23 protein-coding genes are annotated in these 25299 nt (G+C 40.3%); 13 read left to right on the top strand and 10 right to left on the bottom strand.

Going from position 1 to position 25299, the window contains the following annotated elements; all coding sequences use genetic code 11:
- Positions 1-133: 133 nt before the first annotated feature.
- The 5 genes from GY065_RS07800 to rfbD all read left to right on the top strand — a co-directional run bounded on the left by GY065_RS07800 (position 134) and on the right by rfbD (position 4497).
- Positions 134-622 carry a GNAT family N-acetyltransferase gene (locus GY065_RS07800; protein WP_100116928.1) on the top strand — a complete coding sequence of 163 codons (489 nt, stop codon included), beginning with the start codon at positions 134-136 and terminating at the stop codon, positions 620-622.
- A 540-nt stretch (positions 623-1162) separates the two neighbouring features.
- Complete coding sequence (gene nrdR, locus GY065_RS07795) at positions 1163-1618, top strand: transcriptional regulator NrdR (RefSeq protein ID WP_100116926.1); 456 nt, start codon at positions 1163-1165, stop codon at positions 1616-1618.
- A 102-nt stretch (positions 1619-1720) separates the two neighbouring features.
- On the top strand, positions 1721-2308 hold the full coding sequence (locus tag GY065_RS07790) for a cytochrome C (RefSeq protein ID WP_174833699.1): 588 nt from the start codon (positions 1721-1723) through the stop codon (positions 2306-2308).
- A gap of 3 nt (positions 2309-2311) precedes the next feature.
- Positions 2312-3454 (top strand): bifunctional diaminohydroxyphosphoribosylaminopyrimidine deaminase/5-amino-6-(5-phosphoribosylamino)uracil reductase RibD, encoded by a 1143-nt coding sequence (gene ribD, locus GY065_RS07785; protein WP_174833698.1) that lies wholly within the window; start codon positions 2312-2314, stop codon positions 3452-3454.
- A gap of 182 nt (positions 3455-3636) precedes the next feature.
- Entirely contained in the window at positions 3637-4497 is an 861-nt protein-coding gene (gene rfbD, locus GY065_RS07780) for a dTDP-4-dehydrorhamnose reductase (protein ID WP_174833697.1), read from the top strand.
- Positions 4498-4556: 59 nt separating this feature from the next.
- On the opposite strand, the gene GY065_RS07775 is transcribed toward rfbD, so the two are convergent.
- On the bottom strand, positions 4557-4994 hold the full coding sequence (locus GY065_RS07775; protein WP_174833696.1) for a DNA polymerase III subunit chi: 438 nt from the start codon (positions 4992-4994) through the stop codon (positions 4557-4559).
- 12 nt (positions 4995-5006) lie between these two features.
- Complete coding sequence (locus tag GY065_RS07770) at positions 5007-6416, bottom strand: leucyl aminopeptidase (RefSeq protein WP_174833695.1); 1410 nt, start codon at positions 6414-6416, stop codon at positions 5007-5009.
- 131 nt (positions 6417-6547) lie between these two features.
- Here GY065_RS07770 and lptF point away from each other — a divergent pair, with 131 nt between their 5' ends.
- From lptF to GY065_RS07755, 3 genes are all read left to right on the top strand, one after another.
- Positions 6548-7657 (top strand): LPS export ABC transporter permease LptF, encoded by a 1110-nt coding sequence (lptF, locus tag GY065_RS07765; RefSeq protein WP_174833694.1) that lies wholly within the window; start codon positions 6548-6550, stop codon positions 7655-7657.
- Positions 7657-8745 (top strand): LPS export ABC transporter permease LptG, encoded by a 1089-nt coding sequence (gene lptG / locus GY065_RS07760; RefSeq protein ID WP_100116918.1) that lies wholly within the window; start codon positions 7657-7659, stop codon positions 8743-8745. The genes lptF and lptG overlap by 1 nt, the downstream gene beginning before the upstream one ends.
- 463 nt (positions 8746-9208) lie before the next feature.
- Positions 9209-9901 carry a hypothetical protein gene (locus GY065_RS07755; protein WP_174833693.1) on the top strand — a complete coding sequence of 231 codons (693 nt, stop codon included), beginning with the start codon at positions 9209-9211 and terminating at the stop codon, positions 9899-9901.
- 181 nt (positions 9902-10082) lie between these two features.
- On the opposite strand, the gene GY065_RS07750 is transcribed toward GY065_RS07755, so the two are convergent.
- The 4 genes from GY065_RS07750 to GY065_RS07735 form a co-directional block, all read right to left on the bottom strand.
- A complete protein-coding gene (locus GY065_RS07750) occupies positions 10083-11603 on the bottom strand; it encodes a catalase (RefSeq protein ID WP_174833692.1) in 1521 nt (506 codons plus the stop codon).
- A 293-nt stretch (positions 11604-11896) separates the two neighbouring features.
- Positions 11897-12244, bottom strand: a complete 348-nt coding sequence (gene erpA / locus GY065_RS07745; RefSeq protein ID WP_025330995.1) for an iron-sulfur cluster insertion protein ErpA — start codon at positions 12242-12244, stop codon at positions 11897-11899.
- A 54-nt stretch (positions 12245-12298) separates the two neighbouring features.
- On the bottom strand, positions 12299-13345 hold the full coding sequence (gene argC, locus GY065_RS07740; protein ID WP_174833796.1) for an N-acetyl-gamma-glutamyl-phosphate reductase: 1047 nt from the start codon (positions 13343-13345) through the stop codon (positions 12299-12301).
- A gap of 31 nt (positions 13346-13376) precedes the next feature.
- Positions 13377-15248 (bottom strand): potassium transporter Kup, encoded by a 1872-nt coding sequence (locus tag GY065_RS07735; RefSeq protein ID WP_244621511.1) that lies wholly within the window; start codon positions 15246-15248, stop codon positions 13377-13379.
- 445 nt (positions 15249-15693) lie between these two features.
- Between GY065_RS07735 and rimP the strand changes: the two genes are divergently transcribed.
- The 4 genes from rimP (at position 15694) to rbfA (ending at position 21095) form a co-directional block, all read left to right on the top strand.
- Positions 15694-16176: a ribosome maturation factor RimP gene (rimP, locus tag GY065_RS07730; RefSeq protein ID WP_174833691.1), complete on the top strand. Its 483-nt coding sequence runs from the start codon at positions 15694-15696 to the stop codon at positions 16174-16176.
- Between the two features lie 47 nt (positions 16177-16223).
- Positions 16224-17711 carry a transcription termination factor NusA gene (nusA, locus tag GY065_RS07725; protein ID WP_174833690.1) on the top strand — a complete coding sequence of 496 codons (1488 nt, stop codon included), beginning with the start codon at positions 16224-16226 and terminating at the stop codon, positions 17709-17711.
- A 10-nt stretch (positions 17712-17721) separates the two neighbouring features.
- A complete protein-coding gene (gene infB / locus GY065_RS07720; RefSeq protein WP_174833689.1) occupies positions 17722-20643 on the top strand; it encodes a translation initiation factor IF-2 in 2922 nt (973 codons plus the stop codon).
- A gap of 80 nt (positions 20644-20723) precedes the next feature.
- Positions 20724-21095: a 30S ribosome-binding factor RbfA gene (gene rbfA / locus GY065_RS07715; protein ID WP_025330989.1), complete on the top strand. Its 372-nt coding sequence runs from the start codon at positions 20724-20726 to the stop codon at positions 21093-21095.
- Positions 21096-21171: 76 nt separating this feature from the next.
- Here the strand turns inward: rbfA and GY065_RS07710 are convergent, their stop codons facing one another.
- Positions 21172-21657: a YbhB/YbcL family Raf kinase inhibitor-like protein gene (locus GY065_RS07710; protein WP_174833688.1), complete on the bottom strand. Its 486-nt coding sequence runs from the start codon at positions 21655-21657 to the stop codon at positions 21172-21174.
- Positions 21658-21875: 218 nt separating this feature from the next.
- Between GY065_RS07710 and GY065_RS07705 the strand changes: the two genes are divergently transcribed.
- Entirely contained in the window at positions 21876-22568 is a 693-nt protein-coding gene (locus GY065_RS07705; RefSeq protein ID WP_202984074.1) for an alpha/beta fold hydrolase, read from the top strand.
- Between the two features lie 78 nt (positions 22569-22646).
- On the opposite strand, the gene GY065_RS07700 is transcribed toward GY065_RS07705, so the two are convergent.
- The 3 genes from GY065_RS07700 to eno all read right to left on the bottom strand — a co-directional run bounded on the left by GY065_RS07700 (position 22647) and on the right by eno (position 24933).
- Positions 22647-23024 carry an STAS/SEC14 domain-containing protein gene (locus tag GY065_RS07700; protein ID WP_174833687.1) on the bottom strand — a complete coding sequence of 126 codons (378 nt, stop codon included), beginning with the start codon at positions 23022-23024 and terminating at the stop codon, positions 22647-22649.
- A 272-nt stretch (positions 23025-23296) separates the two neighbouring features.
- Positions 23297-23620, bottom strand: coding sequence for a cell division protein FtsB (gene ftsB / locus GY065_RS07695; protein ID WP_174833686.1), 324 nt, complete (start codon positions 23618-23620; stop codon positions 23297-23299).
- Between the two features lie 29 nt (positions 23621-23649).
- Positions 23650-24933, bottom strand: a complete 1284-nt coding sequence (eno, locus tag GY065_RS07690; protein ID WP_174833685.1) for a phosphopyruvate hydratase — start codon at positions 24931-24933, stop codon at positions 23650-23652.
- Positions 24934-25299: the final 366 nt, after the last annotated feature.

The raw sequence follows: 25299 nt of genomic DNA, 5'->3' as shown, positions 1-25299 counted from the left end.
TGGTTTATTTGTACATGCTAACACCAGCATGTGTTGAATAAAAGATGTTGTTTTGCTTAATTATGTTTAGCTGATATAAAATCTCTGCCTTACTTTGATAAATTGATGCATTGTCATATTGGTTAAAGATCATATGAGTATTATTACCTATTTACGTCCTGCGAGACCGGAAGACTGTGAACATATCTATAATGCTCATCGCTATGCTGTTCAATATACCTGTGCACGTAAGTATGATGAAACAGTATTAAAAGCATGGTTGTCTTTATTGAATATACAAAGTTATTTGCATACACTGGCAGATGCTAATAAAGCTTTATGGGTGATTGATTATAAAGGTAATATACAAGGCTTTTTTCAGATGGATCTGGTAGAAGCACAATTGGATGCTTTATATATTCATCCTTTTGTACATAATCAGGGTTTAGGTACTGCCTTGTTGCAGCGTGCCGAAGACATTGCCTGTCGTACAGGTCTGGGAATGCTGAAGTTATATGCTTCACTCAATTCGGTAAAATTTTATGAAATTAATGGCTATGCTTCATTGGGTGAATGTGCTTTACCTCTTAATGATCAGGTTACGGTGAACTGCTTACTGATGCGTAAATATTTAATTGAATAAATGAGATGATATGTTAAAACAATTTAGCTTAATTACATGTCAAATATAGAAAATGATTATTTGAGGCAGATAAGCCGGCAGAATCAAGAAATATATTCTTATTTGTAATTATTGATTTGACTAATTTAAACAGTTTACCCGGATCAAATATATTTTGATTCATTTTCTAATACTGAACAATCTGGTATTAAATGAATAATTCTGATTACGAATTTTTTGCGATAAAAATTTTGGCTGTGTATTATTTTTTTATGAAATAAACTATTGATTATCAGTTAAATAATTATTTTTAGAATAAGCTTAAATGATTTAATAACATAAATTGCTTATTTTTTAAGCAATAAAAAATAAATAAAAAAAATCAGTTATATAGTTGAGTTATCCCCATATTTTACCTAAAGTTTTGCGCTGAATTTTGTGTACAGGTGGATAATTCAATTTTGTGGATTAAATTATTTTAATCTGACAAATAAAGAAGCTTGCTACTTATAGTACTGCCTGCCACAATAGCTCTTCAATTTAATATTATTTTGTATTTATATGAAATGTCCTTTTTGCCAGCATAACAATACACAGGTAATAGATACGCGTCTGAGCGAAGGTAATAATAGTATTCGCCGTCGCCGTCGCTGTCTGGCCTGTGACTGTCGTTTTAGTACGCTTGAAGTAGTGGAAATGCGTATGCCATTGATTATCAAACGTACTGGAGAAAAGGTATTATTTGATCCGGCCAAGTTATATACCAGTATCAGTAGGGCATTACACAAACGACCGATGGATCGGGAAAGTATTGAAAATGCGGTAGCAGAAATAGAAACTAATCTATATCACATGGGTGTCAAAGAAGTTCCTAGTTATATGATTGGTGATATGGTTCTAAGTTTACTGGCCAAACTGGATGAAGTTGCTTATGTACGCTTTGCTTCGGTGTATAAAAGTTTTCATGATGTTTCAGAATTCACTCAATTAATTGCAGCTTTAAAAAAAACAGATTAGGTTTCATTCAGTTAAAATAGTTTACACAGTTCACTGCATTCGCTACTAATTCTTGTTATACTTTGTAACTATTGTGCCTTATCATGAAAGCTTAAATATATCATGTTGAAATCTCGTATATGGTTGTATGTAATAATTACTTTACTTAGTTTATCTGCTTGTAAAAAAGATGATACTTCTGTAACGATAGATGCAAGTGATGTTCAGGCTGCCAGCAGCAGCGCGACATCTGCCGCTGAAACTCCGGTTACTCAGACTCTGACGAGTAAAGATGATAAACTCAGCATTGTAGTTAATGGAAGTTTTGCTGATGTAATGGACAGTGCAACAGATTGGGTAGATCAGGAAGAGTTAAATAGTCTGACTTTGTTACAGCATGATGAAAATAGTAATATTACTTTAGCAGTAAATAATTTGGGTACAATAAAGATTAAGCCGGATGAATATTTCAAAAATCTTGCTGACAGCCTTCAAAATAATAAAAATATTAGTGATATTAAGGTAGGTGTTGCTACTGAAAACCGTATGAATTATCGTTTCAGTCATCAGCAAAATGGTAGCTTGTTAAATGAAAGCTGTGTTGCCCTGATTGGAGACAATAACCTGTATTCAGTTTGCGCCAGCAGTGAGAGTGCTGATTATGCTGAACTTGCAGGTACTTTAAAAACCATAAATGTACAGAATAGTTAAAATATGAGCTTTTCTGAGCTTGATACAAAATTTATGCAAACCGCCCTTGAGCTAGCCTGGCAAGGGCGGTTTTCTACCAGCCCTAATCCGAGAGTTGGTTGCTTGATCACTTACGGGGAGCAAATTGTTGGTCAGGGATTCCATGTTTGTGCAGGAAAGCCACATGCTGAAATACATGCATTACGTCAGGCCGGAAATTGGGCAAAAGCTGCAACTGCCTATGTTACTTTAGAACCATGCAGTCATACAGGGCGGACAGGTCCATGTGCTCAGGCATTGATTGATGCACAGATTAAGCGGGTTGTTGTTGCTATGAGTGATCCTAATCCATTAGTGAAAGGCAATGGATTAAATATGTTGCGAAAGGCAGGTATACAGGTCGACAGTGGTCTGTTTACACAACAGGCACGTGAACTGAATTCAGGTTTTTTATCCAGGCAGGAAAGACATAAGCCTTATATCAGGTTGAAAATAGCCGCAAGTCTGGATAGCAAAACAGCTCTGAGCAATGGTTTGAGCCAGTGGATAACTGGTGAGGAAGCACGTAATGATGTACAGACTTTACGTGCTGAAAGTTGTGCCATATTAACCGGCATCAATACTATACTGGCAGATGACCCTCTGTTAAATGTACGTCGTTTTTCGACATTAAGACAACCGTTACGTATTATTCTGGATAGCCACTTACGTCTTACGCCGGAATATCAGGTAATTCAGGATACAAATAGTCCTACATTGGTTATTACTACTATTGATGACAGTGCTAAAAAGGCTATTTTTGCATCTTATTCGCATGTTTCTGTGCTTACTGTACCGGCAAATCAGCGAGGACAGATTAATTTACAAGAACTTTGGCCAATTCTGGCTCAACGTGATATTGGTTCAGTATTGGTGGAAGCAGGCTCTATTTTGAATTCGGCATTGTTAACCGCTAATGCGGTTGATGAAATTATTTATTATCAGGCTCCCAAGATACTGGGAGCTACTGCGCGCAATGCTATCGAACTGGCGGAAAATCCACAGGCTTTAACAGAGCCGGAGTGGCAGACAGTTGATGTAAAAATATTTGGGCAGGATTGTCGCTGGTTATTGCGTCATCGTGAAAGTGCTGAATGGTTGGCGGGTAAAGCTGATTCAGAATCATAATTAGCCTGAATTTTCAAATTAATATTTCTGATTGAAAAGCTATTTAGTGCTGAAAATAAATTTTCAATATGTAACAATGAATCTATCGCATGTAAGCAGGTTTGATTTTTAATGAGCGTGTTAGCATTATTGTTGTGGATATATTAATTTTTCTATTGGCAATTTAAAACAAAGGTTTCGCCATGCGTATTTTATTAACAGGTTCAAAAGGGCAGGTAGGTAGTTGTTTAAGAGACAGATTACCAGATAGCTGGGAGTTAATTGCCAGTGACTCGCAGACACTGAATATTACGGATGCACATAATGTGCTCAATATGGTGAAAACTTTTGAACCGGATGTGATTATTAATGCAGCAGGGTATACAAAAGTTGATGCTGCTGAAACGGACATAGATAAAGCCTTTGCAATAAATGCAACTGGAACACTGAATCTGGCTCAGGCAGCTCAGTCAATTGGCGCACGTCTGATTCATATATCGACTGAGCAGGTATTTGATGGTCATCACCATGTGATTCTTTCGGAAAACATGGCACCTAATCCATTGAGTGTATACGGGCACAGTAAGCTGGCTGGTGAACTACTGGCTTTAAATGCCCATGTGGATACCGTTATTGTCCGTACTTCATGGGTTTATAGTGAGTATGGCTCTAATTTTGTAAAAACTATGTTGGAAAAAGGGTTAGAAACGCCTAGTCTGAGAGTAGTTGACGATCAGATTGGTTGTCCGACTTATGCCGGAGACTTGGCTGAGGTCATTATACGTCTTACTGCCTTAACTCATTCTCCGCGTGGTTTATTACATTTTGCAGGAAGTCAGCAAATGAGTTGGGCAGAATTTGCTCAGCGTATTTTTGCTGAAGCTGCAAAAATTGACGAACGTTACAAACACGTTAAGGTTGAACATATTGCTACTGCTGATTACCAGTCAGCGGCCAGAAGACCTGAGTTCGGTATTCTGGACAGTCGTTCTTTGCAAAATCTGCTTCCGCAACCGGTTGCAGATACACCTTTAGCACGTATTGTCGAAAAATTAATAAGATAAGAAGTATAAAAAAGCGGGTTAACTGATAACCCGTTTTTTTATAAATGATAGTTTCAGCCTTACGTACGCATATCGAAATGCTCAACTTTAAATCCGGCACTACGATAGGTGCGAAAACGTTGCCGTGCAGTTGCAATTTCATCCAGATCATTCCTGACCAGTTCTAATACTCGTTCTGGTTTCCGGGGGGCATTACACCAGTAAGCATCCGCCAGATTAATAACAACATAATCTTTTTCTATTACTGGTAAATCCTCGCCATAAGCCAGTAATACAGCTTGTAAATCAAATAATTGTTGGTGTTGTGGTGTCCAGACTTCATGCGGGATAAAACTTGCAGGCTGAAATGACCATAAAGCATGATCCAGCTGATTAACACGGCTTACATCATCACACCAAATTAAAATATTTGAACCACTTTTAAATACTTTTTGCGTCAGGCGACATGTAAATGAAACGGGGTCAGTAATGTGAGTATAAAAAGTAGTAGTGGCCATATCATTTTAAATTCAGGATTGCAAAATCAGATACTCAATTAAAAGCGGAACAGGGCGGCCTGTTGCACCTTTATTATTACCAGACTGCCATGCTGTACCGGCAATATCAAGATGAACCCAGCAATAGGATTCAGTGAAGTATGACAAAAAGGCTGCAGCAGTAATTGTTCCGGCAGGGCGACCACCTATATTTTGTAAATCACCAAAATTGGATTTTAGCTGCTCTTTGTATTCATCAAATAAAGGTAGTTGCCATGTTTTATCATTAATGCTGTCTGCTGCCTGTAGTAACTGATCTATTAATTGCTGATTATTACCTAATATACCTTGTGCAACATGTCCTAAAGCAATAATACAGGCTCCGGTAAGAGTAGCAACATCGATAACTGCTTTAGGCTGGAAGCGTTCAGCATAGGTAAGTGCATCACATAATATCAGTCTGCCTTCTGCATCAGTATTCAAAACTTCAATATTTAAACCATTCATGGCACGAACAATATCACCTGGTTTAACCGCATTGCCGGAAGGCATATTTTCGCAGGTCGGGACTATTGCAACGAGGTTTATTGGTAGTTTGAGTTTTACTGCCGCTGCAAAAGTACCAATAACCGAAGCCGCTCCACACATATCAAATTTCATTTCATCCATGGCAGCACCCGGTTTAAGAGAAATACCGCCAGAATCAAAAGTAATACCCTTTCCAACCAAAACTACAGGCTTATCTTCAGTATCCGGAGACCCATGGTATTGCAATTCAATAAGATAAGCTCCGGCTGAGCTTCCCTGTGCAACAGACAGTAAAGCATTCATACCCATTTCCTGTATTTCAGTTTCATTTATGATGCGTGCACTGGCACCTAAATCATTGGCAATTTTGGCAGCAGAAGAAGCAAGATATGCCGGAGTACAGATATTTCCCGGTGCATTACCTAAATCTTTACAGATATTCATACCATAGATAATAGCTTCGGCTTTACTGAAATAGGTACTGACAGCGTGATCTGTTTGATAATTGATTTTTTCAAGTAATACAGGTTTTGAATCCTTTTTAAATTTATCGAAACAATAAACTGCCTCACCAACAGCAATAGTAAATGCCTGTACCCATTTCTGAGCCAGAGCTTGCGGCAGCTTACTCAAATCTACATTGAGTAACTGCTGCTCTTTTGCCCAGCTGGCAACAGTTGAAGTCAGTTTCTGAATGTTGGCATAATCATCTTTATCAATGCTTACTACAGCTAAAGCCTGTAAAAATTCATCTTTTACTGTGTGTGTAGCAATAAAATCCTTTTGCTGCTGTTGTAATTGAGTTAGCAAAGTATTAGCTATATGATGTTCTGGTTTGCTTTCTTTGCAATATACAAATAATAACGAACTGTTGTTTTGCGGCTGCAATTGTTCGGCTTTTATGCTAAATTCCATCTTTTCCTCTCCCATTATGAGGGCGTTGTATATACTCTGGACGTATCATGCGTTAAGCTGATCAGGATGCCCCTATTGTAACGCAGGCTGTCGTTAAAGTACGGACAGTTGCAAATGTGTTTAACTATCTTATGATTTATCAACGCCAATTTATTAAAGAATTATCATGGGCTGCCGTAGGCATATTCATGGTTTTGTTGATTGTGCTGGTGGCTACACAAGCAATTAATCTGCTGGGTCGCGCTGCCAATGGTCGTGTGGCTATTGATGCTGTATCAGCGTTAATCGGATTCTGGACAATTGGTCTGACTCCGGTACTGCTTATTCTCACAGCCTATATCAGCATTATTACTGTACTTACCCGTTACTGGCGTGATAGCGAAATGGTTATCTGGTTATCCAGCGGATTGTCATTGAAAAACTGGATTATTCCATTAATGAAATTTGCAATTCCGTTTGCTGTTCTGGTTGCCATCGTTTCCATGCTGATTCAGCCATGGGCAGAGTGGCGTAGTAGGGAATTTGCCGAATTGCTGAAACAGAAACAGGAAATGTCATTATTGGAGCCGGGTGTATTTCGGGAAATAGGTAAAAACCATCCGCGCGTTTATTTTATTGAATCATTTGATCCTGATAGTGGTCTTGCCAGTAATCTTTTTGTCCGGGAAAAAGAAAAAAATGGCAAGGAAACCACGATTTTTGCTAAAAAAGGCGAGTTTAAACAGGATGGTGAAAAACGTATTCTTACTCTTGAAGATGGTTTTCACTACAATGGTCTGCCCGGTCAGGCTAACTATCAAAGAGCTTCATTTCAAAAAATGACATTGGTAATCAGTGTTAATACAACAGTTATTGATCCCAAACAGAACCGGCATACGATTCCTACAACTGCTTTATTTGCCAGCGACAAACCTATTTATAAAGCTGAGCTGATGTGGCGTTTATCTTTGCCAATCAGCGTGGTAATACTTGCTTTAATGGCTTTGCCATTATCCTATTTTAATCCTCGTACGGGGCATACATACAATATTCTGATTGCTATTGCTGTATTTTTAGTTTATCAGAATGGTCTGACTTTTATACGCGATCTGGTAGAAAATGGTCATATCCCTTTCTGGCTGGGTTTATTTCCCATGCATCTGATAATGTTTTTGTTGTTCGTATTTTTGTTACGATGGCGTGACCGGCCATCCGCATCCTTCAAAACGACATTTACGTCATTGATGAAAGGTCGATCCTGATGCGTTTGCTTAATCGTTATGTCATCAGTCAAATGACGGTTTATACTTTATATGCATTACTGGCATTAATTAGCTTATATAGTTTTTTCGATATCATGGGTGAAATCAGCCATGTTGGCGACGGGCGTTATACTGCTAATAAGATGCTGTATTATGTTCTTATGCTGATTCCGACACATGCTTATGAGCTTATGCCGCTGGCAGTGCTTGTCGGAGGACTGGTTTGTCTTAGTCAGATGGCCAGCAATAGTGAATTTACTGTAATCAGAACATCCGGTATTAGTTTAACCGGCATTATCGGTATGATGTTGCAGTTTGGCTTATTTTTTGCTGTTATTGCTGCATTACTGGGTGAGTATGTAGTGCCTAAAACAGGCCCCTATGCGGAACAATATCGGTTACATGCGCGACAAAACAGTATTAGTGCCGGAGATAGCGGTATCTGGTTAAAACAGGGAAAAGATATTGTCAATGTAGCTGAAATGTTACCTGATGGTAGTTTAAAAAATATCACTATTTTTCGTCATAATGAACAATTTCAGCTGATAGAGATATTAAATGCTGCTAGTGCGAAAGTAGATATTCATACTTCGGAAAGTAAAAAATCTAAGTGGCATTTATATCAGGTAAATCAATCTATTTTAGAGAAAAATCAGATAACTGCCAATCATATAGAAAATCTGGATTGGCATATATCGATTAATCACCAGCTTCTTAATATATTGCTGGTAGCACCGGAGCAAATGTCGATTATTGCACTTTCAACTTACATTAAGCATTTGAAGCATAATCATCAGCAGACAACTCGCTATGAGCTTGCCTGGTGGCGTAAAATTGTTTATCCGCTGGCTTGTATGGTTATGGCTTTAGTCGCGCTGGCATTTACACCTCAACAAAACCGACACGGCAATATGGGATTAAAACTGTTTTATGGAATTTGTTTAGGGCTACTATTCCATTTTTCAGGAAGATTATTTGGATTTACCAGCCAGTTATATGGTATACCGTCAGTAATTGCTGCATTTTTACCCACACTATTTTTTTTATGTCTGGCTGTTTATCTGATTCGACGACAGGAAAAGCGTTAATATTTAAATTAATTTAAAAATAGATTATATATCCTGATAATGATATATATAGCTATTGATATTTGCTAAAAAGATTAATGGATGGCTTATTGCAATGAGATGAGCAAATATCATTATCAGTCTTGTAGTTATCAATTAAATGATACTGAATGGCTTTATTTGATTCAAGTTTGCTTACCTGTAACTGAGCCTAGTGTTCGCGCAATATGGTCTGCGATTGGACATCCAGAGTAAACCAAGTTTGCAACTAATTTATAGCTAATGATTGTGTTTTCATAATCTGATCAGAGGTTAGCTGCCATCTTTAATTTAAAGTTTGCTGTCATTATTCTATAATCTGCGGCCTCAAATAAGTACAATATTTATATTTAAAAAATTTAATATTTTTGAAGATTAGGCAATCTTGTGAAGTATACAATGTAAATTGTATGATTGAGTGTATCAGATATGCAAAAATATTAATATGAAAGAGATAAGAAATATTTTTATTGAATCTTGTAATAAAATAGCAGATTTATTACAGGATAAACATTTTAATGCAATCCAAAAAGGTCAGATACTCAAAAAAAAGTCTAAAAATAAAGATATAGTTTATGAAATAGTATTTCAGTCCAGTTTCAGAAACACAAATTCTCATATTTCAATTCTACCCCACATAAATGTTTACTCAAAACAATTGAAAGAATGGATAATTGAACAAACAAATAACTCGTACAGTAGCGGAATTGTTGTGGCTGAACATTTAGGGAATATCACTCCTTACAAAACATTAAAATCTTGGAATTTAGCAGGATTCAGCCGCGAAAAGTACATTGAAGAAATTGCGGAATTATTAAACAATTATGCTTTACCTATATTTGATCTATTTGAAGAAAAAACCTCGGTAATTGATTTTTTGGCAGTAAACGGACAGCAATTCAATAAATATGTTGATGATTCTTTACGCCCGCTTGGTTTTATGATTCGATTTGCACCAAAAGAAAAAGCAGAACAATTTTTTAACCACTTTATTAATCATTGCAAATTCAAAAGAAAAATTATCGAATTGTATAAATCTTTGGAGAATAGTGAAAATATAGATTTCAATTATTCTGAATTTATGTATGCAAGTGATATAAAACTAGCGTATATAAACAAATTGAAAATAATTAAATAACGAAAATTTTATGATTGAAATCTGTTTTATATAGGATATTTTCTAATTAAATTATTTTAATTTTTTATAAATTCTGGTTAATTAATATTTAAATTTTAATAATTATCTAACGAAATTATATTTCTATATAAAAATCCTTAAACGTTATTGTTTAAGGATTTTTATCAATTAATGATTAAGTTTAAATCAAAACAGCGCATCCCTGTGCCGGGTCACTACTGCGTGCTGCTATGGCTGCTTCTACTGTCATACTCAGTGCTTTGGCTACACCTGCACCATAGTCCGGATGGCAGGCATTGCAGTTACGAATATGTCTGTATTTGATAAAGTCAGGTGCATCACCCATAGCCCGTGCTGTATTTTCAAACAGTACTTGCTTTTGGTTATCATTCATTAAGTTAAACAAGGCGCGGGGCTGGCTGAAATAGTCTTTATCGTCTTCGTGGAAATTCCAGAAATCAGCATCACCATGTATTTTGAGCGGAGGTTCGCGAAATTCAGGCTGTTCCTGCCATTGATGGAAGCTGTTAGGCTCGTAATGGGGCAGACTTCCATAATTGTCATCTACCCGGGTTGTACCATCACGATGGTTACTGAAAACGGGACAGCGTGCTTTATTAACGGGTATCTGATGATGATTGACCCCTACACGGTAGCGGGCAGCGTCTGCGTAATTATACAGGCGTGCCTGTAATACTTTGTCAGGAGAAACGCTGATTCCCGGCACCAGATTGCTAGGAGCGAAAGCAGCCTGTTCAACGTCAAGATAATAGTTATCCGGGTTGCGGTTTAGTTCGAATTCGCCCACCTCGATAAGCGGATAATCGCCATGCGGCCATACTTTAGATAAATCAAACGGATGATAGGGTACTTTTTCTGCATCGGTTTCCGGCATGATTTGGATATACATTGTCCATTTAGGAAAATTACCGGATTCGATAGCATTGTAAAGATCGCGCTGATGGCTGTCGCGATCTTGTCCCATAATAGTGGCGGCTTCTTCATCGGTAAGGTTTTTAATTCCCTGTTGAGTGCGGAAGTGAAATTTAACCCAGAAGCGTTCTTTATTAGCGTTAATGAAACTAAATGTATGTGAACCGAAACCATGCATATGCCGGTAACTGGCCGGTATGCCTCTGTCGGACATGGTAATGGTTACCTGATGAAATGATTCCGGCAGTAAAGTCCAGTAGTCCCAGTTATAAGTAGGGCTGCGCAGATTGGTACGCGGGTCGCGTTTGACGGCTTTATTAAGGTCTGGAAATTTACGCGGATCTCGCAGAAAAAATACAGGTGTATTATTGCCTACCAGATCCCAATTGCCCTGCTCGGTATAAAAGCGCATGGCAAAGCCACGGATATCGCGCTCAGCATCGCCACCACCGCGTTCAGCTGCTACTTCAGAAAAGCGTACAAACATTTCGGTTTTTTTGCCAATCTGGCTGAATAGTTTGGCACATGTATATTGGGTTATATCGTGGGTAACTGTGAAAGTACCAAATGCACCTGAGCCTTTAGCATGCATCCGACGTTCAGGAATAACTTCGCGGACAAAATTGGCCAGTCTTTCGTTCAGCCATAAATCCTGAGCCAGTAAAGGACCGCGTGGTCCGGCTGTGAGACTATTCTGATTATCAGAGACTGGCGCCCCCTGATCTGTTGTGAGATGGGTTACCGGGCATTTTTTTATATCATGGTTCATGGTAAAGCTCCTTGTTAATTTGTTATTAAAAAAGGCCTTTACTGCTTTCGGCTACCCGGATGATTATAGGCTTTTGAATAAAATATGATGTTAATATTTTGTTATTTTATGTTTTATTGTAAATGGAAATTATTTTTTAATATTGTGTGAAATTTTTAATGCATTGAGTTTTAAAGTGAACAATTTTTGGTTATCGCTAGTTGTTGCCCATAAATAAACCAGCCTGCTTTGGCTGGTTTAGAAAATTAATTCAGTTGTTTGATTAAAGAAATTTTGCTATATAGTCGATTCACTTAAACAGAGAAAGACGAGCCACAGCCACAGGTAGTAGTTGCGTTAGGGTTGCGGATAACAAATTGTGAACCGTGCAGACTTTCAGAATAATCGATTTCTGCACCAACCAGATACTGATAACTCATTGGATCAATCAGAAATGTTAAGCCATCTTTCTGGATTTCAAAATCATCATCATTAACGATTTCATCAAAAGTAAAACCGTACTGGAAACCTGAGCATCCCCCACCTGTCACGAATACGCGCAGTTTCAGGTCTGGATTGTTTTCTTCTGCAATTAAATCTTTTACTTTGGTACAACAACTTTCAGTAAAGATAATCGGTGTTTCAATATCGGTTTCTGACATGGTGTAGTCCTTTTAATAATATGTGCATACTTGATTGTCTATCCTGCTGAACGGTTATGGCAAGAGAGGAATAAGATTTAATCCGCTTTTTTCATCAAACCCGAACATGATATTCATATTCTGTACAGCTTGTCCGGCTGCACCTTTTACCAGATTATCAATTACAGAAAGAATAATCCAGGTATTATTCTGCGGCGCAGGTTGTATACTGATGCGACAGAGATTTGCTCCGCGGACTGAGCGGGTTTCAGGCGTGCTGCCAACAGGCATGACATCAATAAACGGGCTGGATTGATAATAATCGGCAATCAACTGATATGGGTTGCAACCTTCTTTTACCTGAATATATATGGTGGCATGCATGCCGCGAATCAAGGGTGTCAGATGAGGTACAAACACCAGACTGTTACCTGAATCTGGTTGTAAAAGATTCAGTGTTTGTCTGATTTCCGGTAAATGTCTGTGTCCGCTGATACCATAGGCTTTGAAATTATCGCTGCATTCTGCAAAAAGGTTACCAGTATTTGCTTTGCGACCAGCACCAGATACTCCTGATTTACAATCGGCAATAAGCGGCATGTTATGAATCAGACATTGTTGCTGCAATAAAGGTAACAAAGGCAGGCTGACACAAGTCGGATAGCAGCCAGGATTGGCTACCAGCTGCGCCTGAGTAATGGCAGTACGGTTCAGTTCCGCCAAACCATAAACAGCTTTTGTGATCCATTCGGGACTGGCATGAGTAAACGGATACCATTTTTGCCAGACTGCTACATCTTTGATACGGTAATCTGCAGACAGGTCGATTACTTTAACTCCCTGTGTCAGTAATATTGGAGCCTCATGCATGGCTACACCGTTAGGTGTCGCAAAAAATACTAGGTCACATTTACTTAAGTCAGCATGATCGGGATGTTGGAAAATCAAATGATCATAGATGCCGCGTAAACTTGGAAAATAATCGCTCAGCGTTGTTCCGGCAGCGCTGCGGCTGGTAACGGTGATGATTTCAGCTTCCGGATGCTGTGCCAGTAAACGTAATAGTTCTACACCAGTATAACCTGTGGCTCCGACTATGCCGATTTTAATACTCATATGGATCTTTCATAAATTTTTTGCAATTGCTATGTCGTTAAATCACGACCTGAGCGCCGAGTTCGACGACGCGGTTAGCCGGTATATGATAGTAATTACCGGCTGAAGCACTGTTTTTATATAACCATTTGAAAAGGCGTGCACGTAACCGCCCCATATTGCCATGTTTGGTTTTGGCGGCAACAACAATGCTGTCGTGCGACAGAAAAAATGAGGTATCCATGGTGTCAAGTTTAATCCCTTGTTCAGCCATCAATTTCAGAATATGGGTGATATTGGCTGTTTCTTGAAAACCATAATTGGCGATGACTCTGGTAAAACGGGGACCAATCTGTTTCATGGCAATACGGTCATTATCGGCTACATAGGGTATTTCTTTGGTTTTGACGCTGAGTAATACATTATAGCTATGCAGTACTTTATTGTGTTTCAGATTATGCAGGAGTGCTCGCGGAATGCTGAACGGGTCGGAAACCATGAATACTGCATTGCCGGAAACAATCTGAGGAGGGTAGTCGTTCAGGTTTTCAACAAAATTATCCAATGAAAATTCCTGATTTTGCTGTGCCTGAAGCAATTGTGCCTGTCCGCGACGCCATGTTGAGAATAATGTAACCACAATCAGGGCTACCATTACCGGGAACCAGCCACCATGAATTAGTTTTAGTAGGTTACTGCTGAAGAAAACCAGATCAAAACACAGGAAAACCGAAGTAAGCAGTAAGGCAAGCGGGATTGGCCAGCGCCAGTTTTTAATCATTACTACGCAGAACAGACATGAGGTAATAACCATGGTACCCGTAACCGCAATACCGTAAGCTGAAGCCAGATGTTCTGAGTCATGAAAAGCCAGTACTACTAATGTAACTGCTACCAGTAACAGCCAGTTAACCAACGGCAGGTAAATCTGACCAACTTCTTCATTATTGGTATGGATAATATTCATGCGCGGGGCAAAGCCAAGCTGTATTGCCTGACGGGTAAGTGAGTAGGCTCCGGCAATAACGGCCTGACTGGCAATAATAGTTGCAAAAGTAGCCAGAATAATTAATGGAATTAATAGCCAGTGCGGTGCACTGAGAAAAAACGGGTTATTAATTGCATTCGGATTATGCAGAATCAGGGCACCCTGACCCAGATAATTGATAATTAGACTAGGTAAAACAATTTTTATCCATGCTGTCTGGATTGGTTTACGGCCAAAATGTCCCATATCGGCATAGAGGGCTTCTGCACCGGTTACAGCCAGTACAACGCAGCCTAGTCCGATAAAACCGTCCCAGCCATGATTAATGGCAAAATTAATTGCATAGAAAGGGCTGAAAGCAAGAATAATTTTCGGAGCCTGAACTATCTGATACAAACCTATCAGTGCAATAGCGCTAAACCAAATCAGCATAATCGGACCAAACAGTGTACCGATTTTGTGTGTACCTTTTTTTTGAATTAAAAAAAGTCCGAACAGGATAATCAATGCTATAGGCATAACATAAGAGCGGAAGCTTTCACTGATTACCGTTAATCCCTCTGCAGCGGATAAAACCGATACGGCTGGTGTAATCATGGCATCACCGTAAAAAAGGGCGGTGCCAGTAAGCCCCATCATCATCACAATCCATACGGGTTTACCCTTAAGATGCTGCATTGCCTGCTGCATCAGTACAACAACGCCGCCTTCACCATTATTGTCGGCTCGTAGAATAAACAGAACATATTTCAGAGTAACGATCAGGAGTAATGACCATACAATCAAAGAAACAAAGCCCAATACATTAGCTTCTGTGGGAGCGATTGTAGAAGCGCGGAAGCTTTCTTTTAAGGCATACAGAGGACTGGTTCCAATGTCGCCGTAAACAATACCCAATGCAGCCAGTGTCATTGCGGTATTGGCAGAAAACTGTTTACGCATTTATTTACCTCTTGTAATGATCGGGGAGAGCAGTTTAGTCTTAACGTCAACTTTAGCCAATCCCTTATGTGTGAGTTTCTATAGAATTTTTTGTTCATTAATCATAGCAACTGATAACTAATTGTTATTGTATTTTGTGTTTGCGGATATGATGCAGACACATTATCAGTTAGTATAGCTGAATGAGGTGTCAAGTTGTTGACATTATTTCGTAATATGTTATTGAGAGTTTATGGGATGTGAGATTTTTACGACTGGTTTCAGAGGGTGATCAGGCTGAGCGATTAATGCAATTAATTGATATGTCTGATCTAATCGGTATTTGTGTATATTCAGAATAATGGCAGGTGGTTTCTTTTTTTTCAACAATGAGTTAAAATAAAGAAATTTTTCGAATTATTGAGAAATGGCCCTTAGGCCATTTTTTTGTTTTTATGGAGCACAGATGGATATTCAGGGCATTTTAGAAAAAACTTTGCCGGGTCTGGGCTATGAGCTGGTTAATTATGAGCTGACTGCTCAGGGGGATTTACGTGTCTTTATTGATAAAGCGGAGGGCAGTATTTCTCTGGATGATTGCGTTGCAGTCAGTAATCATTTAAGCCGGGTATTGGCTGTAGAGGATGTGGATTATCAGCGTCTGGAAATTTCCAGCCCGGGCTTAGACCGTCCTTTAACCAAACCGGCAGATTTTACGCGTTTTGCCGGGCAACTGGCCAAGATTAAAACACGTTTGCCTATAGACGGGCAGAAGAATTTTATTGGCCGGATTAATGGTATTGATGAAAACGATTTAATCAGTATTACCCTGGAAGAAATTAATGAAGCGCGTCGTGCTAAACGTGCTGCTGTGGCAGCCGGTAAGACGGTTTTAATAGAGTGGCAGAATATTGATAAAGCGCGTTTAAAACCAGAATTTGATTTTTAAATTGAAATTTCATATTGTTGTAAGCAAAGGCTTGCAAGGAGAATTAAATGAGTCGTGAAATTTTACTACTGGCCGAAGCTTTGGCGAGTGAAAAAAATGTAGATACAGAAGTAGTATTCAGCGCGCTGGAATTTGCTCTGGCCAGTGCGGCAAAGAAAAAGACTGAGCGTGAAAATATGGATGTTCGGGTAGTGATTAACCGCAATACCGGCGATTACAGTAGTTTTCGTCGCTGGCTGATTGTGGCTGATGAGGATTATACCTATCCTGATATTCAAAAAACCATTGAAGAAATTCAGGAAGAAATTCCAGGAACTACCCTGCAGATTGGTGAGTATTACGAAGAACCGATCGAAAATGTGGAATTTGGCCGGATCGGCGCACAGACAGCCAAACAGGTTATTTTGCAGCGCATTCGCGATGCAGAACGTGAACAAATTTTAAACGAATTTTTGCAGCGTAAGGATAGCCTTGTTCTGGGTACGATTAAACGTGTAGAACGACACGGTGCAATCGTGGAAATTGGTCGTCTGGAAGCACTATTGCCGCGGGATCAGATGATTCCGCGCGAAAACTTCCGTAATGGTGACAGAGTACGGGCTTTGTTTTTAAGGGTAGATCAGATTGGTAACCGCAGTCAGGTTATTCTGACACGTACTTCGCGTGAATTCCTGTTAAAACTGTTCGAAATGGAAGTGCCGGAAATTGAAGACGGCTTGCTGGAAATCAAGGAAGTAACCCGTGATCCGGGTTTACGTGCCAAAATTGCTGTGAAATCCAATGATGCACGTATTGATCCGCAGGGTACCTGTATTGGCGTACGCGGTTCGCGTGTCAATGCAGTAACCGAAGAGTTAGCAGGTGAGCGTATTGATGTTGTGCTGTGGTCACCAGAAACTGCACAGTTTGTGATTAATGCACTGAGTCCGGCCGAAGTAACTCGCATTCTGATAGATGAAGATCATCATTCTGTTGATGTGATTGTGGCAGAAGATCAGCTGGCCCTGGCAATCGGGCGTGGCGGACAGAATGTACGTCTGGCAGCCGAACTAACAGGTTGGCAGCTGAACATCATGACTGTGGATGAGGCTCAGGAACGCCATGAGGCTGAAGATAAAGCCATACGTGAACTGTTTATCAATAACCTGGGTGTTGATGAAAACGTTGCTGAGGTCTTGGTTCAGGAAGGTTTTACCAGCCTGGAAGAAGTGGCTTATGTTCCTGTTCAGGAAATGCTGGAAATTGAGGGTTTTGATGAAAGTACGGTAGAAGAATTGCGTAATCGTGCCCGTGATGCCATTTTAACCCTGGCCATTGCCTCTGAAGAGCAGTTAGAGCACATGGACGAAGATTTGAAAAATCTGGAAGGTGTTGATCAGGAAATGCTGCATGATCTGGCCAATGAAGGAATTAAAACCCGTGATGATCTGGCCGAATTGTCAGTAGATGAACTGATTGAAATTACAGGCATTGATGAGGAAACCGCCAAGAAAGTGGTGATGGCAGCACGCGCCCACTGGTTTGACGAAGTATGAGGGTACGCGAATGAGTAATCAAATAACTGTAGAACAATTTGCCTCGGAACTGCATTTATCAACTTCAAGGTTGCTGGAACAGTTAGCCGAAGCCGGAGTACATAAACAGGCAGCGTCGGATAAACTGACAGCTGCAGACAAGAAACAGTTGCTGGTTTATTTAAAGCAGGCTAATGGTAGTCAGTCTGCTGGTACTATCACACTGAATCGTAAAAAACCAGCTGAAAAAAGTACTGTTGGCGGTGTTGAAGTTGAAACCCGCCGCCGGCGCCGTATTGCTGTACCGCCGGAAGAACAGGAAAACAGACAAACAGAAGAAAAACAAAATCTTCCCCAGCCTGAATCCGAACCGGTGAAAACAGCAGATACTGAGACTGAAGAACAGGCAAGAAAGGCTGCTGAAGAACAGGCCGAAGCGCGACGCAGAGAAGAATCTGCTGCGGCAGCGGCTGCAGAAGCAGCGCGTCTGAAAGCAGCAGCGGCTGCCAGTAAAACCGAACAGAAACCTAAAGTGGAGTCTGTGCAGACAGAAGTGGTAAAACAGGAAGTGAAACAGCAACAGAAAGCAGCAGCTCAGCCTGCAGAAGTACCTGCTGATAAAAAACCGGCAGCAGACAAAACCGAGCAGTCTAAATCCAAGCGCAACAACCGTAACCGGAATGCGAAAAAAATTGATTTGGCTGCACTTAAGGCTGAAGCAGCCAAGCCGATTATCAGTCCTGAAGAGCAGGCTCAGCGTGATGAAGAAGCCAGACGTGCTGAAGCTATGCGCGCTCATCGTGAAATGTTACTGAAACAGAAACAGGAACGTCAGGCACGGCGCGAAGCAGCTAAACAGCAGGCTAAGGAAGAAAGTAAAGCAGTTAGTGAGCAGAAAACTGCTGAAGTGCGTTCGGCTAAGCCAACTGAGAAAAAAACGGTGAGCAGTAATGCACCGAAAGCAGCAGAAAACGTGTCTGAATCAACAGGCCGGCGTAAAAAAGATGAGCAGCGTCATCAGCGTGAAGACGATATGCCAAAAGGTAAATCAGCGCGCGGTGGTAAAAACCGGCGCTCGGCAGATGCGACTAACTCAGAAGAGGGGCGCAGCAGCAGACGAGGTGGTAAAAAAGGTGGTAAGAAACAGCTTAAACTGGAACCGAATCAGCATGCCTTCCAGGCACCTACTGAACCTGTAGTTCATGAAGTGCTGGTGCCGGAAACCATCACAGCTGCTGAGCTCGCACACAAAATGGCTGTTAAGGCTGCAGAAGTGATTAAAACTCTGATGAAGATGGGTATGATGGTGACCATCAACCAGTCACTGGATCAGGAAACTGCTCTGATTGTAGTAGAAGAAATGGGGCATATTGGTAAGGCTGCTGCAGCTGATGATCCTGAGGCCTTTCTGGATGAAGATACTACCGTTACTGAGGCTGAAAAATTACCCCGTCCGCCGGTGGTTACTGTGATGGGGCATGTAGATCATGGTAAAACATCCTTACTGGACTATATTCGCCGTGCCCGTGTTGTGCAGGGTGAAGCAGGTGGTATTACACAGCATATTGGTGCCTATCATGTGGAAACACCGCGCGGTGTAATTACATTCCTGGATACACCGGGTCATGAAGCATTTACTGCTATGCGTGCCCGCGGTGCGCAGGCTACCGATATTGTGATTCTGGTGGTGGCCGCTGATGATGGAGTAATGCCTCAGACTATTGAAGCCATTGCACATGCTAAAGCTGCAAAAGTACCTTTAGTGGTGGCTGTAAATAAAATTGATAAAGAAGGCGCCAATCCTGAACGTATTCGTCAGGAACTGACAGCACATGAAGTCATCCCTGATTCATGGGGTGGTGATGTACAGTTTATTGATGTTTCAGCTAAACAGGGCACCAATATTGATGCATTGCTGGAAGCAGTATTGCTGGAAGCAGATGTTCTGGAGCTGAAAGCACCTGTAGATTCTGCTGCTAAAGGTATTGTTGTCGAGTCACGTCTGGATAAAGGGCGTGGTGCGGTAGCAACCTTGCTGGTACAAAGCGGTACGTTGCGTAAAGGTGATGTTGTGCTTGCCGGTACAACTTTTGGTCGTGTACGTGCCATGGTAGATGAGAACGGCAAAACCATTACTGATGCCGGCCCGTCTATCCCGGTAGAAATCCTGGGCTTGTCAGACGTACCTAATGCTGGTGAAGATTTTATTGTACTGGCCGATGAGAAAAAAGCACGTGAAATTGCTTTGTTCCGTCAGGGTAAATATCGTGACGTACGACTGGCTAAACAGCAGGCTGCCAAACTGGAAAACATGTTTAACAACATGGGTGAAAATCAGGCGCAAAGCTTGCCGATTATTATTAAAGCAGATGTTCAGGGTTCTTATGAGGCCTTAGCAGGTAGTTTACGTAAACTGTCTACTAATGAAGTACGGGTTGATGTATTGCATAGTGGTGTAGGTGGTGTGACAGAATCTGATGTGAATCTGGCTATCGCCTCTGGCGCAGTCATCATCGGCTTTAATGTACGTGCTGATGCCACTGCTCGTAAGCTGGCTGAACATGAAGGTATTGAGATCCGATATTACAATATCATTTATGATGCTATTGATGATGTGAAGGCAGCTTTAAGCGGTATGCTGGCACCAGAGCAAAAAGAAAATGTGATTGGTACAGTAGAAATTCGTCAGGTTATTAACGTATCAAAAGTGGGTAATATCGCCGGCTGTATGGTAACCGATGGTTTAATCAAGCGTGATTCTCATGTTCGGTTAATTCGTAATAATGTGGTTGTGCATACAGGTGAACTGGCTTCATTAAAACGCTTTAAAGATGATGTTAAGGAAGTACGTCAAGGCTTCGAATGTGGTCTGATGCTGAAAAACTTCAATGAAATTATGGAAGGTGATCAGCTGGAAGTCTTTGAAGTGGTTGAAGTTGCCCGTAAGCTTTAAAATGATTTAGGGTATAACAGGCAGCCAGAGAAGTTTCCGGCTGCCTGAATTTACTGGCCTGATCACAGAAAGGAATGATTATGCGTAAACCTCAGCGTGGTTATGCTCGTCAGGATCGTGTCAAAGAGCAGATTATGCGTGAACTGGCCGAACTTGTGCGTGTTGGTCTCAAAGATCCGCGTGCCGGTTTTATTACAATTAATGAAGTAGAAGTAACCCGCGATTATAGTCATGCTACTATTTATTACACTGTGCTGGATGATAGTACCCGTGCTGTAACCGAAGAAGCATTGGAACATGCTAAGGGTTATTTGCGTAGCGAACTGGCTCGTCGAATAACTTTATTCCGTACACCTGAGCTGACGTTCATTTATGATGACTCACTTGAACGAGGTATGAGTATTTCGCATTTGATTGATAAAGTTTCTAAAGAAAAACCGGTTGAAGATTAAATGAAGCTTAAAAAAAGAGGTTGTCCCAAATTGGACAACCTCTTTTTTATTATTTAGCCTGATTTACATTATGAATTTAGCGGCCATAGTGAACCATTACTGAGGCTTTGGCAATGGCATGACTATTCACTACAAAACCCGCATAACTAGTAGTTGCATCCTCGGGTAAATCAATTTTATCGGTATTCAGAGCATAAACAGTAAAAATATAACGATGGGGCGGATGACCTTCTGGCGGATAAAAACCCGAGTAACCTAAAGTTCCGGTCTCGTTACGTAGCTGACGTGTTCCAGCAGGTAAATTCTGCCCGCCTTCTGCACCAGCATTTCTTTTCAGTTCAGTTAAGTTTTTTGGCAGATTAATCGCCATCCAGTGCCACCAACCTGCACCTCCTGTAGGGGCATCGGGATCATGGCATTGAATTGCAAAACTTTTGGTTTCAGCTGGTGCATTTTCCCAAATTAAAGCAGGAGACTGGTTATCACGATCACTTTGATAAGAGGAGTCAACAGTATCGCCATTTTTAAATTCAGGACTGGTTAAGGTAAATGTATTTGGCATAATATTTCTCAATGTCATTGGAAAATAATATATGTAGTGATTTAATTTTGCTGGATAAGGTTGGTTAAGTCAATGTAAATGTAAAAATATTAAATAACAGTGGAATTAGTTAAATAGGTTTTAAATTGGCAGCAAACTAATTGCAAACATTAATTTGGCTGATTGGTAAACTGTTATAAAATATCAGACCAGTGGTTTGCTCTATTGAGAATATTAAGATGAAAGAAATATTACCTTGGGTATGCATTCCTGGTTTTATGCTCGATGAAACATTATGGAATGATATGAAAGCTAATTTGGCTGAATCCCAGCCGGTATTATGTGCATCACTGGCAAATGGAGACAGTATTGCTGCTATGGCAAAAAATATTGCTGTTTCTGCTCCTGAACGTTTTGTGCTTATTGGTTTTTCGCTTGGCGGCTATGTTGCAAGAACGCTGGCCGCCCAGTATCCGCAGCGGGTTGCTGCCCTTGTCTTAATTGCTACTTCATTGCGTGAGGATACACCACAGCAATACGCAGCAAAACAAAATACTTTACAAATTCAGCAGCATCTAAATTTTCGTGGTTTGGGGCATAAAGCTATAATTCAGACGTTGCGACCTGATAATCAAAATAATCAAGAGATGATCAGCAGAATCCGGCAAATGAGTGAACGTTTGGGTTTTGATGTGTTAAGCAGACAATCTTTGTTAAATCGTAAAACTCCGACAGGTCAGAAAATTTCCTGCCCGACTTTGATTATTGCTGCTGCACAAGATCAGATGCGCTCTATTGATGAAGCCAAGGAGTTGCAAGAGTTTATACCACAGGCTAGTCTGAAAATAATCGAAAATAGCGGGCATATGCTGCCATTGGAACAGCCGGAAATACTGGCTGAAACTATTTCCGGTTGGCTCAGTCAGCTTTAAAATAATTAAATTTAAATAAAATCATTCCTGGTTTTATCAGGTAAATATATTAAGTGAGCTTACTGATAACTAAAGCGGTTAATTATTCCTGATAACACTTGAATTCTGTGTATACTGTTCCAACCATTTTTGTGCTGTAGCTGTATCACTAAAATACCTGGGGCGCTGCAAGGTTAATAAATTAGCAAGACGTATACCTATACGAATCCAAATATCGTCAACGACAATAGCAGTGCAGCCAAAATCATGAGCGTGCTGACGTAGAAATCTAAGATGTTCTAAAGCCATATCTATAGTGAAATCTTTCATCTGACTCAGGTCCAGTAACAGATTAGGTAAATGAATATGTTCAATAGCTGTTAACAGAGCTTCTTCCAGCTGATGAAAGTCTTCCAGCGTAAATTCGTTATACAGTACGACATTTAAACCATAATTTTCTTTATGGATAGAAATCATATATTTACCTTTGATGCCAGAACAGATTAAGCACACTTGTTTATCTGTAGAATCATCATACTAATTGATTAATATATTGGCTATGACTCTTTTAAATGCAGTCTGATATAGTGCGTAAAAATTTGATAGCTGTGGTATTGATACAACCTGGTTTTAAACTATAAAAAATAATTGATTCCAAATCAAAAAAACAGGGCAAATTGTTGATATAAAATAAAACCAGCAGTTTTTATCATTAAAAATTGCTGGTTTATGAAATATTAGTATCAGAGTTATCGTCGAGATGAAGTATTTTCCTGATTGTTGTTTGTAGTTATGAAAGTACCGGAAGGAACAAAGCGATAGAACACTTCTCCTTCCTGTATGTAACCCAGTTTATTCCGTGCCATTTCGTTAATTGCATCCTTGCCTTCGGCAAGATCCTTGATTTCGGCAGTCAAGGCGCGATTTCGCTGTATTAGTGCTTCATTACTGCTATTCTGCTCTAAGACATCGTTTTCTAACTTCCACATGTCTTTCCAGCTGCCATGACCCATCCATAAATCGTATTGTAAACCGACCAGTGCGAATAACAGTATCCAGGTTACCCATTTCATTTTATTTGCCCATATATTCCTGAAAAGGATTAACTAAGCTGATAAAAGGCTTTTTTACCCGGATAGTAGGCAGCAGAACCTAGTTCCTCTTCAATACGCAGTAACTGATTATATTTTGCAATACGGTCTGAGCGAGAAAGAGAACCCGTTTTGATTTGCATACAGTTTGTACCTACGGCCAGATCAGCTATAGTGCTGTCTTCAGTTTCGCCGGAGCGGTGACTCATTACACTGGTATAGCCTGAGCGTTTGGCTAAATCTACCGCTTTAAGTGTCTCGGACAATGTACCAATCTGATTGACCTTAACCAGAAGTGAGTTAGCCAGACCCTGAGCTATACCTTCGCTTAAAATAGCCGGATTGGTAACAAACAGATCATCACCAACCAGCTGTACTTTTTTACCCAGACGTTCAGTCAGAAGTTTCCAGCCTTCCCAGTCATGCTCACTCATACCGTCTTCAATAGATACGATAGGGTATTTGTTAACCAGTTCAGTTAAGTAGTCGGCGAATTGGGCACTGGTCAGACTCAGACCTTCTGCGGTTAATTCATAATGACCGTCTTTGTAAAATTCGCTGGAGGCGCAATCCAGAGCCAGTACGATATCTTTGCCCGGAACATAGCCGGCGGCTTCTACCGCAGACAGAATCAGCCGGATAGCTTCTTCATGGCTGGCTAAATCAGGTGCGAAACCGCCTTCATCTCCCACACTGGTAGACATACCTTTATCATTGCATAATTTTTTTAAATGATGGAAGACCTCGGCACCACAGCGTAATGCCTGACGGAAAGATTCAGCGCCTACCGGCATAATCATGAATTCCTGAATATCAAGACTATTATTTGCATGTGCACCGCCATTAATCACGTTCATCATCGGAACGGGCATAGACATTGGTCCGGCGCCGCCAATATAACGATATAAAGGCAAGCCGGCATCCTCAGCTGCTGCACGAGCAACAGCCAGTGAAACTGCCAGCATGGCATTGGCTCCAAGACGACCCTTATTATCAGTACTATCCATATCAATCATAATCTGATCAATATAGCTTTGTTCGCTGGCATCAATACCGATAAGTGCTTGTGCAATTTCATTATTAACATTTTCTACGGCCTGTAGCACACCCTTGCCCAAATAACGCTGTTTATCGCCATCACGCAGTTCCAATGCTTCTTTTTCACCGGTAGAGGCGCCGGAAGGTACAGCAGCTCTGCCCATTACCCCGGATTCAAGCAGAACATCACATTCAACTGTAGGGTTACCGCGTGAATCAAGTATTTCACGCGCAAAGATGTCAATAATTGCACTCATGCAGGTCTCCAGAATTTTTAAATTTCATCTTGTTATGCGATAAATAGTACAAACAATAATTCTACCAGCCATCAGATTGGTCAGATTGTCAAACTTTATATTATACCGTAGGCAGTGTATGAGAAAAGGGTAATTTACATTCGAATTTTATTGATAAGGGCTTGGGTAGAACAGTTATTTATCAAGGTGACAGTTAAATAAAGATCAATAGAATTCGGCTATATCAAAATACGGTTAAGAAGATCAATCGGATTAAAATCTGCTTTCATACTTAATATGAAAATATCCGGATCTAATACAATTATTTTAATCAGGCTCAGAGATATGCCTGTTTACAGTTTTTTGATGTAAAGAAAAATTCTTTTT

Origin of the sequence: Snodgrassella sp. ESL0323, from assembly GCF_013346865.1 — a bacterium.
Lineage (GTDB): Bacteria > Pseudomonadota > Gammaproteobacteria > Burkholderiales > Neisseriaceae > Snodgrassella > Snodgrassella alvi.
The sequence above is the reverse complement of the archived record's forward strand: the minus strand, read 5'-3'. Positions and strand labels throughout refer to the sequence as shown.